This window comes from Nocardioides sp. Root140, from assembly GCF_001426745.1.
Lineage (GTDB): Bacteria > Actinomycetota > Actinomycetes > Propionibacteriales > Nocardioidaceae > Nocardioides.
Genome location: NZ_LMFI01000010.1, coordinates 638,774 through 654,398 on the forward strand (window position 1 = coordinate 638,774; position 15,625 = coordinate 654,398).

A 15,625-nucleotide genomic window follows, 5' to 3' on the forward strand; every position below is an offset into this window, starting at 1 on the left:
TGGAGGAGCAGCAATGCGCGCGACCAAATGGAAAGCAGTCCTCGTGGCAGCCAGCCTGGCGCTGACCCTGTCGGCCTGCGGGGAGGACAAGGCCGACAAGGGTGTGGCCGACGTCGAGAAGAGCGACTTCGCCGAGGGAACCACCATGGCGAAGCTCCAGGACGCCGGGAAGATCACCATCGGCACGAAGTTCGACCAGCCGCTCTTCGGACTCAAGGGCCCCTCGGGTGACCCCGAGGGCTTCGACGTCGAGATGGGCAAGATCATCGCCGCCAAGCTCGGCATCGAGGCCGACAAGATCGAGTGGGTGGCGACCCCCTCCGAGATCCGCGAGACCTCCATCGCCGACGGGCGGGTCGACATCGTGATCGCGACGTACACGATCAATGACGAGCGCAAGAAGCAGATCGACTTCGCGGGCCCCTACTTCAACGCCGGCCAGATGCTCATGGTGAAGGCCGACAACGACGACATCAACGGCCCGGACGACTTGAAGGGCAAGACCGTGTGCAGCGCCCGCGGGTCGACGCCGGCGCAGAACATGGCCGACAACTACCCGGACGTGAAGCTCGAGCTGCCCGCCGAGTACAGCGACTGCCTCGAGCCGCTGCGCAACGGCCAGGTCGACGCCCTCACCACCGACAACGTCATCCTCTCGGGCTACGTCGCGCAGAACGAGGGCGACTTCAAGCTCGCCGGCGAGCCGTTCACCGAGGAGCCCTACGGCATCGGCCTCAAGAAGGGCGACGACGAGTTCCGCGAGTTCATCAACACCGTGATCGAGGACTCCTACGAGAACGGCGAGTGGGAAGCCGCGTGGAAGAAGACGGCGGGCACCGTGCTCGAGCTGCCCACCGAGTTCCCCAAGGTCGACCGCTACTGATCTGGCCCTGAGCCGACGCTGGTCGTCCCGGGAGCCATCCCGGGACGACCCGTGTGAAGGAGCACGATGGACAAGCTGGTCGACAATCTCGACCCGATCCTCGAAGGATTCTGGACCACCATCCAGCTGACGATGGTGGCAGCCGTTGCCGCGATGATCCTGGGGACGATCCTGGGCACCATGCGGGTCTCGCCGATCCCTCCGCTGCGCTGGCTGGGTGCGGCGTACGTCGAGATCGTCAGGAACACGCCGTTGACCCTGGTGTTCTTCTTCATGGTCTTCGTGGCGCCGCAGGTCGACATCCTGGTGGAGTTCAAGACCAGCGCCTACGTCGCGCTCTCGGTCTACACCGCGGCGTTCGTGTGCGAAGCGGTCCGCTCCGGCATCAACAGCGTCTCGACCGGTCAGGCCGAGGCAGCGCGCGCGATCGGCATGACGTTCACCCAGAGCATCAGCACGGTGATCCTGCCCCAGGCGATGCGCACGATCATCCCGCCGCTGATCAACATCTTCGTCGCGCTGACCAAGAACTCGAGCGTGGCGGCCGGCTTCTTCGTCACCGAGCTGTTCGCCAGCGGGCGCGACCTCAACCTCCGCTACCCCTCCGACGGACTGTGGTTCCTCGGCGGCGTCGCGTTCTTCTACCTCCTCATCACCATCCCGGCCGGCATCGCCGCCGGTCAGCTCGAGCGGAAGGTGGCGATCGCGCGATGACCTCCGTCCTCTACGACGTACCCGGGCCGCGCGCCCGGCGGCGCATCCTGATCGGCAGCATCATCGGCGGACTGCTCGTCCTCGCGCTCCTCGGCCTCGGCTTCAAGCGACTCTCCGACAACGGCATCATCGGCTCCCACGTGTGGGAGGTGCTGACCTACCCCGACGTGTGGGACGCCCTCGGACGCGGGTTGGTGGCCACCTTGAAGGCGGCGGCTCTCTCCGCAGTCCTCGCCGTGCTCCTCGGCGCAGTGCTCACCGCCCTGCGCCTCTCGCCCACCCGAGTGCTGAGCTGGCCGGCCGCAGTGTTCACCGAGGTGTTCCGCGGGCTCCCGGTGCTGCTGCTGATGTACTTCCCGTTCGTCATCTGGACCGACGTCTCCCCGTTCACGGCCGTGGTCATCGGGCTCACCCTCTACAACGGAAGCATCATCGCCGAGATCCTGCGGTCGGGCGTGGCTGCGTTGCCGAGTGGTCAGCGTGAGGCCGGCCTGGCCATCGGCCTGACGCCGCTGGCGACGTTGCGGGCCATCGAGTTCCCCCAGGCCGTGCGCATCATGCTGCCCACCCTGGTCAGCCAGATCGTGGTGCTGCTCAAGGACACCTCACTCGGCTACATCGTCACCTACACGGAACTGCTCACGACAGTCAGGGAGTTGCGCAACTTCTACGGCGGGCAAGTCACCAACGACGGGGTCCTCTTCGGCAGCCAGGTGCTCTTCCCGATCTTCATCGCCGGAGCCGTCATCTACGTCGCGGTGAACATGTCGATCTCGCAGTTCGCCAGCTGGTTGGCCCGCCGCGGCAACAAGAAGGCGGCAACCGCGCCCCGGCGCGACACGGGCATCGAAGCGAACACCGGGGGCGGCGCCTGAGGTTTCACGGCTTCTGACATCGGGCATCACCGGGATACCATGCGGGAGCTCTAGACATCTCAGGGGGACACGTGCACAGGAACGCTCGGGCATCCGTGGCCACATTGTGCGCGGTGCTGTGCCTGGCCACGGCCGGCTGCTCGGACGACTCCGACTCGGATGACGACCGTCTCGACCTGTCGGATTCTCCCAGCGCCTCGTCCAGCGAGACAGCCAGGGACGACTCCTCGGACGGCTCCGGCGCGGCGGAGATCCCGACGACGTACCGCAGCGTCGGGCTGGAGTTCACCAAGCTGCCCGAGGCGACCGGCGCCAAGCGCGAGGCCCTCGAGACGTACGTCGCCTACGAGCGCGGTCAGCGCCAGCTGAGCCGCACCGCGAAGCTGAACCCCCTGATCACCGACAACGCCGCACCGTCCGTGGTCGACGTCATGACCTCCACTGTCGCCCACCTCACGAGCACCGACACGCGTTACTCGGGCATCGCCCGGATCAGCGTCGACTTCGACGGCTTCAGCGCGCGCCAGGCGGTGCTCTCCCTGTGCACCGACGCCACCGACCTGTCCCTGGTCACGAAGGGGCAGAAGCGGCCCGTCGAAGGCCGCGAGAGGGTCCGCGGCCGCGCGACCCTGTCCAGCACCGGTGGTGCCTGGACTCTGACCGACTACACCACCTTGGACGAATCATGCTGACTTCGCTTCGCATCCCCATGGCAGCCACCGTCGCCGCCTTCGGCCTGGTGGCCCTGGGCGCAACGATGGAGTCGGCGAGCGCGTGCGACGGGGCCAACGTCGGTTGCGTGGACAATCCCGGCAACGGCACCGTCACGGTCAGCGTCACCGGCTCCCTGGTCCGCGGCGGCAGCCCCGGGTCGGGCGGCGGCAGCACGACAGTCTCGGTGCCGGTTCCCTGCTACCGGACCCCACTGTGGACCGGCAAGGAGTACTTCGACGGCATCAAGGACGGCACCATCACCGGGGCTGGTTGGGACGAGTGGAACCCCGAGCCCTGGGCGCCGTACGCCGGCTACAAGCAGCACAAGAACGACACCGAGGGCCGCTGGTACGTCCCGACGTGCACCATGCTGGACAGCTTCGAGAACTTCCAGGAGTTCGACAAGTTCTCGCTGAACTACTTCCTCAACAACACCGGGGTCTACGTCGAGGCCGGCGAGCAGCCGCCCGTCCCGCCGGTGCCCCCGGAGGTGCTGCTCAAGGCGGCCACCGACTCGATGACGATGCCCGAGCCGGCCTTCGACTACAACCCGGACATCACGGGGAACCTGGACACGTTGGTCAACCTCGACACGTGGTTCTGGTTGCGCGACCCGACCGGTTCCGGATACGTCGCAGCGACTGCGGGCAACAACTCCGTGCGGGTCGACGCGACCCTGGACCGCGTCGCGTTCTCGGCCGGCCGGGCAGGTTCGGTGGCGTGCGACGACACGGGAACGGCCTGGGCTCCGGGCGCCTCGAGCACCTGCACGCTGGCATTCCAGAGGCCCGGGGAGCACCAGGTCACCGCCGAGACGGAGTGGGGCCTCACCTGGTCGTTCAACGGTCAGGCCCGCGGCGCCATCGACCCCGTCGGCGCCGTGTGGAGCGACGTACTCGTGGTTGCCCAGTCCCAGTCGCTGGTGACCGAGGTCGACTGACCGTCAGCCCTTCGGCGGCTTCGGGGTCACCCAGAGCTTGATGACGCCGTTGAAGCACTCGACACCCGACGTCGTGACCGCCTTGACCCGCACGTGCAGGTCGGGGTCGTCGCCGGTCCACTGCTCGGGGTCGGTCTCCGCGATGATCGTGATGTCGGAGTCGGCCTTGGCGGTGTAGTTGATGTCCATCCCCTTGGGGATCCACCGCTTGTCCTTGGGAATCGTCACCTCGGCCAGTGCACCCATCGCCGCCTCGGCGCCGTTGCACAGCGCGATCGCGTGCACGGTGCCGATGTGGTTGTGCACGGCCCGGCGCTTGGGGAAGGTCAGCTCCACGTGGTTGGGCTTCACCACCTGGAAGGTCGGCCGGATCGTCGCGAAGTACGGCGCCTTCTGACTGAACGCGAGCGAGAACGCCTTCTTGCCCATCGGTACGGCAGAGGCCTTGTTCCACATGTCCTGGATCGTCACCATGCCCTCATGTTACCGGTAGGTAATGGATCCGCGAGTGTTGTCCGCGCCACAGCGGGCTGCCCAACCTACGGCTCCGTAGGTTACGGTTGAGTCGGTAGAGAATCACCGATCCTGGAGCCACCTTGACCGCAACACAGACCGGCCCGGCCCTCGACACCGCGGACCGCGCGACCCGCGGCGGAGACGAGCAGTCCCGCCTCGAGCAGATCACGCTGGCCCTGTTCATCCTGGTGCCGTTCGTCGCACTCTTCGCCGCCGTACCCATCGCCTGGGGCGGCTGGCTGAGCTGGCTCGACGTCGGCATCGCCGTGACGATGTACTGGATCGGCCTGCTCGGCGTGACCGTCGGCTTCCACCGACTCTTCACCCACAAGTCGTTCAAGCCCAACCGCGGAGTGAAGATCGGCCTCGCCATCGCGGGTTCGATGGCCGTGCAGGGTCCGCTGGTGCGCTGGGTGGCCGACCACCGCAAGCACCACAAGTTCTCCGACCGCGACGGCGACCCGCACTCGCCGTGGAAGTACGGCACGAACATGCGCGCGCTGACCAAGGGCATGGTGCACGCCCACATCGGCTGGCTCTTCGACGAGGAGCAGACCCCGCAGCGCAAGTACGCCCCCGACCTGATGAAGGACAACGACCTGGTCCGCATCTCGAAGGACTTCTGGTTCTGGACGCTGCTCTCGCTGGCCATCCCGCCGATCATCGGCGGTCTGGTCACCATGTCGTGGGCCGGCGCCCTGACCGCGTTCTTCTGGGGCTCTCTGGTGCGGGTCGGCCTGCTGCACCACGTCACCTGGTCGATCAACTCGATCTGCCACACGGTCGGCAATCGCCCCTTCATCTCGCGCGACAAGAGCTCCAACGTGTGGTGGCTGGCCATCCCCTCGGGCGGCGAGTCGTGGCACAACCTGCACCACGCAGACCCGACCTGCGCCCGGCACGGCGTGCAGCGCGGCCAGCTCGACGTCTCCGCCCGGGTCATCTGGGTCTTCGAAAAGCTCGGATGGGTCGACGACGTGCGCTGGCCGGTCAAGGAACGCATCGAGGCCAAGCTGGTCAAGAACCAGCAGGCCGCTGCCTGAGCAGGACCTGCTACCGCCCCTTCGCGACGCGGTTGCGCACCCACGTCTCGTTGACCCGACGGAACGCCGCCTGGTCGAACGTGACCTCTGCGTCGTCGTCCAGGTCTGACGCCGCGCTCATCGAGGCGCGGATCAACAACGGCGGCTTCAGCACGTAGGTGGTGGCCCACGGCCCGTACTCGGAGGGCTCCAGCGAAGTCACCGAGTCGGGCACGATCTTGAACTCCACGGACTCGTCGACGCCGAAGGTGGGCGCTGCCTGCGCGTCCGAGTAGCTGCGCGCGACCTTCTTCAGGGTGCTCCGCGCGGTCGACAGCGACACCCGCACCCGCTTCCCGGCGTACGTGCAGAGCAGCTTCTGGTTGCGGTCGTGGCCGACGGCGTACTGCACCTGACCGACCACGTCCGTGACCAACTTCGAGTCCGGCGACGGGCAGGTGCGCGGCACGTTGATCGGATGCTCGTGCATCCCCGGCGTCACCTGGTCGAGCAGCGTCTTCAGGAGCCGTTCGGCGGTCGTCCGGTCGCCCCGGAACCAGCCCGAGCCGACGAACACGGTGTAGTCACCCTTCCGCGCCCAGGCGTCGAAGCCGTACTTCGTGTCGCGCAGGTAGAGCGCTTCGTCCCCCACGCCGTTGATGGTGATCAGCTTCCCGCTGTAGTCGGCCCTGTCCCGCAGGTTGGCCGCGAACTTCCGGCCGGGCACCAAGCTGTAGCCGTAGTAGATGATCGCGACACTGTCGTTGCCGGTGACGACGCAGCGGACCAGGCGCGAGTCGCCGGGCTCCATCTCGGCGCCGATGCCGGTCACCTTCTCGGCACCGATCACGGAGAACCGGTCGGCGACCGAGAGCAGGCGACACGGGTCGACAGGGGCGTGCCGCGCCTTCTCGGCCGCGGCACTGCGGCTGGCCGCACCGTCCTGGGAGTGTCCCGCGGGATCGTCCGACCCGGCCTGGGCGCTGCAGCCAAGGACAGCCAGCAGCGCACCGGCGACCACCAGGGCGAGGGCACCACGCCGGGATCCAGACACGTTCATGGAACAGGATCTTCCCTCACCCGGGTCGGCCAAACCGAACGAACTGCGAAGATGGACCGGTGGCCACCTCGAACAGCTCCCGCAAGTCCGCACCCCGGAGCCGGATGACCGCGGCCGAACGCCGCGAGCAGTTGATCGAGATCTCCCGCGCCCTGTTCGCCGAGCGCGGCTTCGACGGTACGTCGATCGAGGAGGTCGCCAGCCGCGCCGAGGTCTCCAAGCCGGTGGTCTACGAACACTTCGGCGGCAAGGAGGGCTTGTACGCCGTGGTCGTCGACCGCGAGGTCACCCACCTTCTCGGCATGATGCGCGGCGCCCTGACCTCCGGCACCTCGCGCGCGCTCATGGAGCAGGCGGCGCTCACCCTGCTCGACTACATCGACCAGCAGCCCGACGGCTTCCGGATCATGGTGCGCGACTCCCCCATGGGCTCGCAGGGCGCCAGCTTCCAGTCGATCATCGGCGACACGGCGAGCCGGGTCGAAGGCATCCTGGTCGACCAGTTCAAGAAGCGCGGCCTCGACCACAAGACCGCGCCGATGTATGCCCAGATGCTCGTCGGCATGGTCGGCACGACGGGCCAGTGGTGGCTCTCCGCCGACCGCAAGCCCGACAAGCGCGTGGTCGCAGCACACCTGGTCAACCTGGCGTGGAACGGGCTCAGCGGCCTGGAGAAGAAGCCCAAGCTGTTCAGCGAGGACTGATCAGGGTTGGCGCCCGGCGAACGCCGCGAGGCGGTCCACGGCAGACGCGTCGTCGGCCACCTCGACCTGCGGCTGGAAGGCCTCGCCGCGCAGCTCGTCGGTCAGAGAGGCCGACATGAAGTCGAGCCCACACTGCGCCACGCCCTCGTCGAGCTGACGCTCCCAGCCGATGGCCTTGGCGAGGTCCCAGGTGTGCACGGCGAGCTCCGCCACGGACATCGGCGCCGGCGGACCGTCGCCGTCCTCACCGACCTCGTGCCAGTGGTGGATCAGGTCGTCACCCGCCGCACGGAACGACGAGGCCCACTCGACCCCGAGAGGCGGGTCGTTCGACCAGTCGACCTCTTCACCACGGGCCGCCGCCAGGAACTTCGCGGGCGCTCCCGCAAGGTGCGCGGCGAGGCGAGAGACGTCCCAGTCGGAGCACGGCGTCGGGTCGGCGAACTGGTCCTCGTGGACGGCGGCGAGCACGTCACCGGCCTGGTCGATGGCTCGGGACAGGGTCTGGATGGAACCGGATGGTGATGTCATGGCGGTGCCTCCTCGCCACCCACACTAGTGGGCCGGCGTGAGGACCTCGACCCTGTTTCCGTGGGCATCACGGGTGTGGAAGCGCAGGTGGCCGGCGAACGTCCCGCGCTCGTTCCAGTCGACGTCGAACCCCAGAGCCTGCAAGCGGGCGCCGACGTCCTCGAGCTCGTCGATGGTGTCCAACAGAAGGGCAGGGTGTGCCTTCTTCGCAGCGACGAACGGGTCCTCGACCCCCACGTGGATCTCGGCGGCGGTCTCCCCGCGGTCGTCGTACGCACGGAACCAACAGCCGCCGCGCTTCGCCAGCTCGGCGGGCTTCTCGACCTCGGTCATGCCGAGCCCCTCGCCGTAGAACCGGCGGGCTCCGACCTCCCCGCCGGGTGGGCAGGCAACCTGGACGTGGTGCAGTCTCATGCCGACCTCCTCGCGACGACGAAGATGCGCCGGAACGGCAGGACGACGCCGTACGGCGTCTCGGGGTAGGCCGCGCGCAGCCGGGTGCGGAACTCCTCGGCGAACTCCTCGCGCAGGCCGTCGGGCAGCGCCTGGAGGGTGGGCCGGGCGCCGGTTCCGGTCACCCAGGTGAAGACCGGGTCCTCCCCGGTGAGCACGTGGAGGTACGTCGTCTCCCACGTATCGACCTCACAGTCGAGCGCCGCCAGCTTCTCGAGATAGACCGCCGGATCGTGCGAGGAGGGTACGGCCACGCCAGCGAGGTGTGCGGCGTACTTCTCCTGGTCGGCGATCTCGGTGCGGATCGTGTGGCTCGGCTCGCCGAAGTTGCCCGGCACCTGGAAGGCGAGCCAGCCGTCGGGGGCCACCGTGTCGACGAGGTCCGGCAGCAGGTCGAGGTGCCCGGGCACCCACTGCAGGGTGGCGTTGGAGACCAGCACGTCGACGGTCGGGCCGGAGGTGACCCACTCGCGCAGGTCCTGGACGGCGAAGTCGATGCCGGGCGCGTCCCTCCGGGCCCGCTCGATCATCTCCGGACTCGAGTCGACGCCGGTGACCTCGGCAGCCGGCCACCGCTGGGCGAGCAGCGCAGTCAGGTTGCCGGGTCCGCAGCCCAGATCGACCACCCTGCTTGGGGATTCGGCGCCGATGCGCTGGACCAGCTCCACGAAGGGGCGGCCGCGCTCGTCGGCGTAGGTGAGGTACTGCTCGGGACTCCACTGGTGGCTCATCGCGACTCCTCGATTTATCTTGACGTCAAGACACTTCATTCTGACTCCGCCTATGTCTCGATGTCAAGATTCTTGACGATCCGTTACGATGCTGCCATGCGCGACGAAGTGGACGACCTGGTCGATGCCTGGGCACGCGAACGCGCCGACCTGGACCTCGGCCCGGTCGAGGTGTTCAGCCGGATCAGTCGCCTGGCGCGCCACCTCGACCTCGCGCGGCGGACCGCCTTCACCGACCACGACATCGAGTCGTGGGAGTTCGACGTGCTGGCCGCCCTGCGGCGCGCGGGCGGCGACTACGAGCTCTCCCCCGGCAAGCTGATCAAGGAAACCCTGGTCACTTCCGGCACGATGACCAACCGCGTCGACCGGCTGACCGCGCGCGGCCTCGTCGAGCGCCTCCCCGACCCGAACGACCGGCGCGGCGTGCTCGTGCGACTGACCCCCGAAGGACGTACGACGGTCGACGGCGCGTTCGCCGCCCTCCTCGAGGCCGAGCGCGACCTGCTCGGTGACACCTCGGCCCGCGACCGCAAGCAACTCGCCACCCTGCTCCGTCGCCTGATGGTCCCCTTCGCCGACCCGTCGTGAACTTCCATCGACCTGTCGCCAGTTCTCGGTGACCTGTCGCCAGTTCTGCCCGACCTGCCGCACGTCACCGGCCCCCGTCGACCTCGAGGATCTCCAGGTCCAGTGCGGAGCCTTCCCCGTCGATCGGCTCGAGTGAGACGACGACACCGGTGCGCACGTCCAGGGCCACGTCGTACGCCGAGGGGTAGGACCGCTCCGGATCCGGCTCCCAGTCGTCGTACTCGTCGCGGTCGGAGATCTCCGACCAGAGCAGCGCACAGCACCCACACGTCGGGTCATAGCCCTCGACGGGCCTGATCCGCGCGCGCCACACGGGACGGCCGTGGTGCGTGTCGACCCTCAGGTCGCTGATCGTCGTGGACTCGGAGAGCTCGCGCGGGTCGAGCATCGCCACCCAGAAGTAGTTGGTGTACATCGGGTCGCCGTAGTCGATCGAGACGAAGTCATCGCCTTCCTGGGCGAACGAGTCCGGCCTCGAGGCAACCAGCCCGTCGGAGCGCCGTACCGGCTCGACCTCGTGCGGCCAGCGGTGGATGATCTCTGGCGTCCTTTGGGGCCCGCCGTCGGCCGTGGACGACATCCAGACCACGCCTCGAGCCTGCCCCAGGTCCTCGCGCTCGATCGTCTGTCGGCCGTCGGCATCGACGACTCGCAGTTCACCGGGCCGGTTCACCCAGGCCTCGACCGGCTCCTCACCGTGACGAGTGAAGTGCAGGCTCTGCCAGAGCCACGGCGAGCTGCGCGCCAGGGCCCGGAAGGCGTCCTCGGTCAGGTCCATGCCCACCATTCTCACGAGGCGGGCAAGAGGTTATTCGAGGATCTCGGCGGCCTCGAGCCACTCGAGCTCGAGTTCTTCCTTCTCCGCATGCAGTACGTCGAGCTGCCCACTCAGCTCCGCGAGCTTGCCGTAGTCGGCGGCGTGCTCGGCGATCTGGGCGTTCAGCGAGGTCTCCTGCTCGGCGATCTTGGCCAGGCGTCGGTCGATGCGCTCGACCACCTTGCGAGCAGCGCGTTCCTCGGCGCTGCCGGACTTGGCCTTCTGCGCCGCCCCGGGGCTTGCGTCGGCGGTCGACTCACCGGGTCTCGACCCGCTCGCGCCGCCTCGTTCCTCGGCGGCGTCGCTCGCTCGACCTTCGCGAGCCCACGCTGCCCGCTCGTCCCTCGCGCGCAGCTGCTCGCTTCGCCGTTCGAGGTATTCGTCGACCCCACGCGGGAGCATCGAGATCTTGCCGTCGCCGAGCAACGCCCAGACCGAGTCGGTGACCCGCTCGAGGAAGTAGCGGTCGTGCGAGACCACGATCAGCGTGCCGGGCCAGCCGTCGAGGAAGTCCTCGAGCACGTTGAGGGTGTCGATGTCGAGGTCGTTGGTGGGCTCGTCGAGGAGCAGCACGTTGGGCTCGGTGAGCAGCAGCCGCAGCATCTGGAACCGGCGTCGCTCGCCACCGGAGAGATCACCGATGCGGGCCGTCAGCCGGTCACCGGTGAAGCCGAAGCGCTCGAGCATCGAGGTCGCCGTGATCTCGCCGTCGACGGTCTTGGTGATCCGGCGGATCGACTCGACGCTGGGCAGCACCCGCTGCTCGGGGTCGAGGTCGTCGAGCGCCTGGGTCAGGTGTTGCAGCGCGATCGTGCGCCCGTGCTTGACCTTGCCGGCACTGGGAGCGAGGTCTCCGGAGAGCAGCGCGAGCACCGAGCTCTTGCCGGCCCCGTTGACACCGACGATGCCGACCCGGTCCCCGGGACCGAGCCGCCAGGTCGCGTGGTCGAGCAGCTGCCGCTCGCCGCGGAAGAGGTCGACGTTCTCCACGTCGATGACGTCCTTGCCGAGCCGTTGGGTGGCGAACTTCTGCAGCTCCATGCGGTCGCGCGGCGGCGGGACGTCCTCGATCAGCGCGTTGGCAGCGTCGATGCGGAACTTCGGCTTCGACGTGCGGGCCGGGGCGCCGCGGCGCAGCCAGGCCAGCTCCTTGCGGGCCAGGTTCTGCCGCCGGGTCTCCGACGCGTTGGCCTGGCGGGTGCGCTCGGCCTTGGCCAGCACGTAGGCGGCGTACCCGCCCTCGTAGGAGTCGACGACGCCGTCGTGGACCTCCCAGGTGAACTGGCAGACCTCGTCGAGGAACCAGCGGTCGTGGGTGACCACGACCAGGGCCGACTGCAGCGTGGTCAGGTGGCGGGCCAGCCAGGCCACCGCCTCCACGTCGAGGTGGTTGGTCGGTTCGTCGAGGATCACCAGGTCGTGCTCGTCGAGCAGCAGCGCGGCCAGCGAGCAGCGGCGACGCTCACCACCGGAGAGGCCCAGGACGGCCCGGTCGAGGGAGACCCCGGCGAGCAGCACCTCGACGATCTCGCGGGTCACCGGGTCGGCCGCCCACTCGTGGTCGTCCTTGCCGCCGAGCACGGCCTCGCGCACCGAGTGCGTGTCGACCAGTTCGTCGCCCTGGTGCAGGTAGCCGATGTGCAGGCCCCGGGTCTTCGACACCCGCCCGGTGTCGGGCTCCTCGAGGCCGGCCATCACCTCGAGCAGGGTGGTCTTGCCGTCGCCGTTGCGGCCGACGATGCCGATCCGCTCCCCACGCGAGATGCCGAGGGACACCTCGCTGAGCAGCGGACGGACGCCGTACGACTTGGAGACCTTCTCGAGGTTGATCAGGTTGGCCATCAGAGCACCGTCGCTCCGGGGACGGGGCCGGTGGCCAGCACCGCACGGCCGTACGCCGACAGCGCGGCTGCGACACGTGTGGCGTGGTCGGCGTCCTCACACAGGAACAGGCAGGTCGGCCCGGATCCGGAGACCAGCGCCGCGAGGGCCGACGCGTCGAGCCCGGCCTGCAGGGGTGCAGCGAGGGCCGGACGCAGCCGCAGCGAAGCGGGCTGGAGGTCGTTGCCGACCGCCTCGGCCAGTGCGCGCACGTCTCCGCTTGCCAGTGCCTTGACCAAGGCGTCGGGGATCTCGGGGTCGGCGATCGTGAGGCCGTCGTGGAGCGCGTCGTACTCCGCGTAGACCGCGGGCGTCGACATGCCCTCGTCGGAGGTGAGCACCACCCAGTCGTAGCGACCGGTGTCGGTCAGCGGAGTGACAACCTCGCCGCGTCCGTGGCCGGCGGCCGAGCCCCCGACGAGGCCGAACGGCACGTCGGAGCCGAGCCGGCCGGCGAGGTCGAGGAGCGTCGACAACGGGGTGTCGAGGCCCCAGAGCGCGTCACAGGCCAACAGCGCGGCGGCACCGTCGGCGGAGCCGCCGGCCAATCCGCCCGCGACCGGGATGCCCTTGTCGATGTGGAGCGCGACGGGGTGCGCGACGGGGTGCGCGAGGTCGGCATGGTCGGCCAGCAGCTTCGCGGCACGCAGTGCGAGGTTGGTGTCGTCGAGCGGGACTGCCGCGACGTCGATGCCCGCACCGGCCGTGCAGGTCACCGACCACTCCTCGGCCGGGATCGCGGTGACGGTCGAGAACAGCGAGATCGCCTGGTAGGCGGTGGCCAGTGGGTGGAAGCCGTCCGGGCGCACGGGGCCGACGCCCAGGTGCAGGTTGATCTTGGCCGGGGCGCGCACGGTCACCTCGGGTCGGGTGGAGTCAGGCATGCAGTCCCTCGGCGATCCGGGCGAAGTCGTTGACGTCGAGCACCTCTCCGCGCGCCATCGGGTCGACGCCGGCATGGGCCAGGGCCCGCTCGGCGGCCTCGGCGGAGCCGGCCAGGTTCTTCAGGGTGGAGCGCAGGGTCTTGCGGCGCTGCGCGAATGCGGCGTCGACGACCGCGAAGACCTCCTCGCGGGTGGCCTTCGTGGCCGGCTGCTCGCGGCGGGTCCAGGCGACCAGCCCGGAGTCGACGTTGGGGGCCGGCCAGAACACGTTGCGGCCGACCGCACCGGAACGGCGTACGTCGGCGAACCAGGCGGCCTTGACCGACGGGACGCCGTACACCTTGGAGCCGGGAGGGGCCGCGAGCCGGTCGGCGACCTCGGACTGGACCATCACCATGCCGCGCTCGAGGGACGGCAGCAGGGTGAGCATGTGCAGCAGCACCGGCACCGACACGTTGTAGGGCAGGTTGGCCACCAGCGCTGTCGGAGCCGGCCCGGGCAGCTCGGTGACCCGCAGCGCGTCGGCGTGCACGACCTCGAAGCGGTCGACGTGGTTAGGGGCGTACGTCGCGATGGTGCGGGGCAGTGCCTCCGCGAGCTTGTCGTCGATCTCGACGGCCAGCACACGCTCGGCCACGTCGAGCAGGGCCAGGGTCAGCGAGCCGAGACCGGGGCCGATCTCGAGGACGACGTCGCTGCCCGTGATCGCGGAGTCCCGGACGATGCGGCGACACGTGTTGGCGTCGATGACGAAGTTCTGGCCCTTCTGCTTCGTCGGCCGGATGTCGAGCGCGGCAGCCAGGGAACGCACTTCCGCCGGGCCGAGAAGTCTCGGCCCGGCGGAAGAGTGTTCTACGTCCGGCATGGGGGTCAGCCTAGTGCCGACCGGCCCGGAAGCCCTTACTGCGGCAGGCCCAGGCTCGACGAGCACGCCGGCCAGGCGCCGTACCCGCCGGAGGCGTCGCGCACCTTGGTCGCAATGGCGATCTGGGTCTCGCGGCTGTTCTCGCTCGGCAGGCCGGTGCCGCCGTACGACTGCCAGGTGCCGAGGTTGAACTGCAGGCCGCCGTAGTAGCCGTTGCCGGTGTTGATCGCCCAGTTGCCACCGGACTCGCACTGAGCCAGGGCGTCCCAGACGGTGTTGCCACCGGCGAAGTTCGACGTGGTCTCTGGACGCTCCTTGGTGCCCACCTTCACGATCTCGTCCACAGGCTGCTTGGTGACGTCGGCGGTGATGACCTTGGTGGCGAAGAGCTTGCCGTTGTGGTACTCGAGGCGGTAGGTCACGTTGCGGGCGCCCGCGGAACCCTCACGGACGGTCTCGGACTCGTCGTCGTACATCGAGTCGTCGGACTTCTCGATCGTGTCGAAGTCGATCGCCTCGCCGCCGACGGCCTTGCGGACCACGCGCACCTTGGTGACGGTGATCTTGGTGCCTTCCTTGACCTCGCTCTTGCGGGCAGGCTTGACGATGTCGTCCTTGTCGACCTTGACGTCGAGCTCCTTGAGCACGTCGGCAACGGTGAACCCGGCGATGTTCTTGGTGAGGCGCTTGCCGTTGCCGACCTTGATCGTCAGCTTCTTGGGGGTGACGATCTCGAGGCGCAGGCCGCCACGGGAGATGTCGGCGTTGCGGCTGGCGGAGAGGTCGGCGCCGCCGAAGCGCATGCCGAGCTCGTCGAGGGCCTCGTCGACGCTGTCGGAGTTGACCCAGTACGTCGCGGGCTTGCCGTCGACGGTCAGTTCGAGCTGGCGGCCGAAGCGCACCGAGATGCGGGTGCCCTCGTTGACCTTCTCGTCCGGGCCGGGCAGGACGATGTCGTGCTCACCGATCTTGATGTCTTCGTCCTCGAGGACGTCGGCGACGGTGTCGCCGGTCGAGTGGACCGTCTTGGTCTCACCGTCGAGGGAGAGGGTGACTTCCTTGTTCATCTTCGCGTAGCCGTAGCTGGTGCCGATGAGCGCCAGGGCCACTGCGGCGACGAGTACTGCGAGGAGGGTCTTGCTCTTGCCGAGGAGTGCGATTCGGTTGCGCACAGGTCTCCAGACTTAGAACGTCCCGGTTCTCGGAGACCAGCGCGACCGCACGGCGCCAGCCTGCGGAGGATCTTGCTGGGCAGCCGTTCGGGGCCACCGGTGCACTGGTCGGTCTCTCATCCGATTCCGGCCATCAGCCATCGACCATAAGCGCGACAATCGGGACACGCCAAGCCGACGAGGCCCGGATCACCCCCGCTGTGACCGGGCTCTCCCCACCCCTGAAATGCCTGTCTTCGCAGGTCAGGACGGCTTTTAGGGGGTCTTTCGAA

Annotated in this window: 18 protein-coding genes; 8 read left to right on the forward strand and 10 right to left on the reverse strand. The window is 68.6% G+C overall.

The window, feature by feature from the left end; translation table 11 throughout:
* Positions 1-13 precede the first annotated feature (13 nt).
* From ASD30_RS13425 to ASD30_RS13445, 5 genes are all read left to right on the forward strand, one after another.
* Positions 14-883 carry a glutamate ABC transporter substrate-binding protein gene (locus tag ASD30_RS13425; protein ID WP_056682121.1) on the forward strand — a complete coding sequence of 290 codons (870 nt, stop codon included), beginning with the start codon at positions 14-16 and terminating at the stop codon, positions 881-883.
* A 66-nt stretch (positions 884-949) separates the two neighbouring features.
* Positions 950-1,597: an amino acid ABC transporter permease gene (locus ASD30_RS13430; RefSeq protein ID WP_056682125.1), complete on the forward strand. Its 648-nt coding sequence runs from the start codon at positions 950-952 to the stop codon at positions 1,595-1,597.
* Complete coding sequence (locus ASD30_RS13435) at positions 1,594-2,472, forward strand: amino acid ABC transporter permease (protein ID WP_056682128.1); 879 nt, start codon at positions 1,594-1,596, stop codon at positions 2,470-2,472. The genes ASD30_RS13430 and ASD30_RS13435 overlap by 4 nt, the downstream gene beginning before the upstream one ends.
* Positions 2,473-2,567: 95 nt before the next feature.
* Entirely contained in the window at positions 2,568-3,164 is a 597-nt protein-coding gene (locus tag ASD30_RS13440) for a hypothetical protein (RefSeq protein ID WP_156393645.1), read from the forward strand.
* Positions 3,158-4,126: a hypothetical protein gene (locus ASD30_RS13445; RefSeq protein WP_156393646.1), complete on the forward strand. Its 969-nt coding sequence runs from the start codon at positions 3,158-3,160 to the stop codon at positions 4,124-4,126. The genes ASD30_RS13440 and ASD30_RS13445 overlap by 7 nt, the downstream gene beginning before the upstream one ends.
* 3 nt (positions 4,127-4,129) lie before the next feature.
* Here the strand turns inward: ASD30_RS13445 and ASD30_RS13450 are convergent, their stop codons facing one another.
* Positions 4,130-4,600, reverse strand: a complete 471-nt coding sequence (locus tag ASD30_RS13450) for a hotdog fold domain-containing protein (protein WP_056682136.1) — start codon at positions 4,598-4,600, stop codon at positions 4,130-4,132.
* Positions 4,601-4,722: 122 nt separating this feature from the next.
* Here ASD30_RS13450 and ASD30_RS13455 point away from each other — a divergent pair, with 122 nt between their 5' ends.
* Positions 4,723-5,685: an acyl-CoA desaturase gene (locus ASD30_RS13455; RefSeq protein ID WP_056682139.1), complete on the forward strand. Its 963-nt coding sequence runs from the start codon at positions 4,723-4,725 to the stop codon at positions 5,683-5,685.
* A 10-nt stretch (positions 5,686-5,695) separates the two neighbouring features.
* Here ASD30_RS13455 and ASD30_RS13460 read toward each other — a convergent pair whose 3' ends face one another.
* On the reverse strand, positions 5,696-6,724 hold the full coding sequence (locus ASD30_RS13460) for a hypothetical protein (RefSeq protein WP_056682141.1): 1,029 nt from the start codon (positions 6,722-6,724) through the stop codon (positions 5,696-5,698).
* A gap of 59 nt (positions 6,725-6,783) precedes the next feature.
* On the opposite strand from ASD30_RS13460, the gene ASD30_RS13465 reads away from it, so the two are divergent.
* Positions 6,784-7,428: a TetR/AcrR family transcriptional regulator gene (locus ASD30_RS13465; protein ID WP_235530166.1), complete on the forward strand. Its 645-nt coding sequence runs from the start codon at positions 6,784-6,786 to the stop codon at positions 7,426-7,428.
* Here ASD30_RS13465 and ASD30_RS13470 read toward each other — a convergent pair whose 3' ends face one another.
* Genes ASD30_RS13470 through ASD30_RS13480 form a run of 3 tightly spaced genes read right to left on the reverse strand, consistent with a single transcriptional unit; the run spans position 7,429 to position 9,143 of the window.
* Entirely contained in the window at positions 7,429-7,959 is a 531-nt protein-coding gene (locus ASD30_RS13470) for a TIGR03086 family metal-binding protein (RefSeq protein WP_056682147.1), read from the reverse strand.
* 24 nt (positions 7,960-7,983) lie between these two features.
* Entirely contained in the window at positions 7,984-8,373 is a 390-nt protein-coding gene (locus ASD30_RS13475) for a VOC family protein (protein WP_056682150.1), read from the reverse strand.
* Positions 8,370-9,143 carry a trans-aconitate 2-methyltransferase gene (locus ASD30_RS13480; RefSeq protein WP_056682154.1) on the reverse strand — a complete coding sequence of 258 codons (774 nt, stop codon included), beginning with the start codon at positions 9,141-9,143 and terminating at the stop codon, positions 8,370-8,372. Before ASD30_RS13480 ends, ASD30_RS13475 begins: the two co-directional genes overlap by 4 nt.
* Positions 9,144-9,239: 96 nt before the next feature.
* Between ASD30_RS13480 and ASD30_RS13485 the strand changes: the two genes are divergently transcribed.
* A complete protein-coding gene (locus ASD30_RS13485) occupies positions 9,240-9,734 on the forward strand; it encodes a MarR family winged helix-turn-helix transcriptional regulator (protein ID WP_056682156.1) in 495 nt (164 codons plus the stop codon).
* A 64-nt stretch (positions 9,735-9,798) separates the two neighbouring features.
* Here the strand turns inward: ASD30_RS13485 and ASD30_RS13490 are convergent, their stop codons facing one another.
* Genes ASD30_RS13490 through ASD30_RS27775 form a run of 5 tightly spaced genes read right to left on the reverse strand, consistent with a single transcriptional unit; the run spans position 9,799 to position 15,353 of the window.
* Complete coding sequence (locus tag ASD30_RS13490) at positions 9,799-10,512, reverse strand: hypothetical protein (protein WP_156393647.1); 714 nt, start codon at positions 10,510-10,512, stop codon at positions 9,799-9,801.
* A gap of 30 nt (positions 10,513-10,542) precedes the next feature.
* A complete protein-coding gene (locus ASD30_RS13495) occupies positions 10,543-12,393 on the reverse strand; it encodes an ABC-F family ATP-binding cassette domain-containing protein (RefSeq protein ID WP_056682162.1) in 1,851 nt (616 codons plus the stop codon).
* Positions 12,393-13,316, reverse strand: coding sequence for a 4-(cytidine 5'-diphospho)-2-C-methyl-D-erythritol kinase (locus tag ASD30_RS13500; RefSeq protein WP_056682165.1), 924 nt, complete (start codon positions 13,314-13,316; stop codon positions 12,393-12,395). Before ASD30_RS13500 ends, ASD30_RS13495 begins: the two co-directional genes overlap by 1 nt.
* Positions 13,309-14,181 (reverse strand): 16S rRNA (adenine(1518)-N(6)/adenine(1519)-N(6))-dimethyltransferase RsmA, encoded by an 873-nt coding sequence (gene rsmA / locus ASD30_RS13505; RefSeq protein WP_056682167.1) that lies wholly within the window; start codon positions 14,179-14,181, stop codon positions 13,309-13,311. Before rsmA ends, ASD30_RS13500 begins: the two co-directional genes overlap by 8 nt.
* 35 nt (positions 14,182-14,216) lie before the next feature.
* The gene (locus tag ASD30_RS27775; RefSeq protein ID WP_056682170.1) at positions 14,217-15,353 is read right to left on the reverse strand and encodes a resuscitation-promoting factor; all 1,137 of its coding nucleotides are present in this window, start codon (positions 15,351-15,353) and stop codon (positions 14,217-14,219) included.
* Positions 15,354-15,625 lie beyond the last annotated feature (272 nt).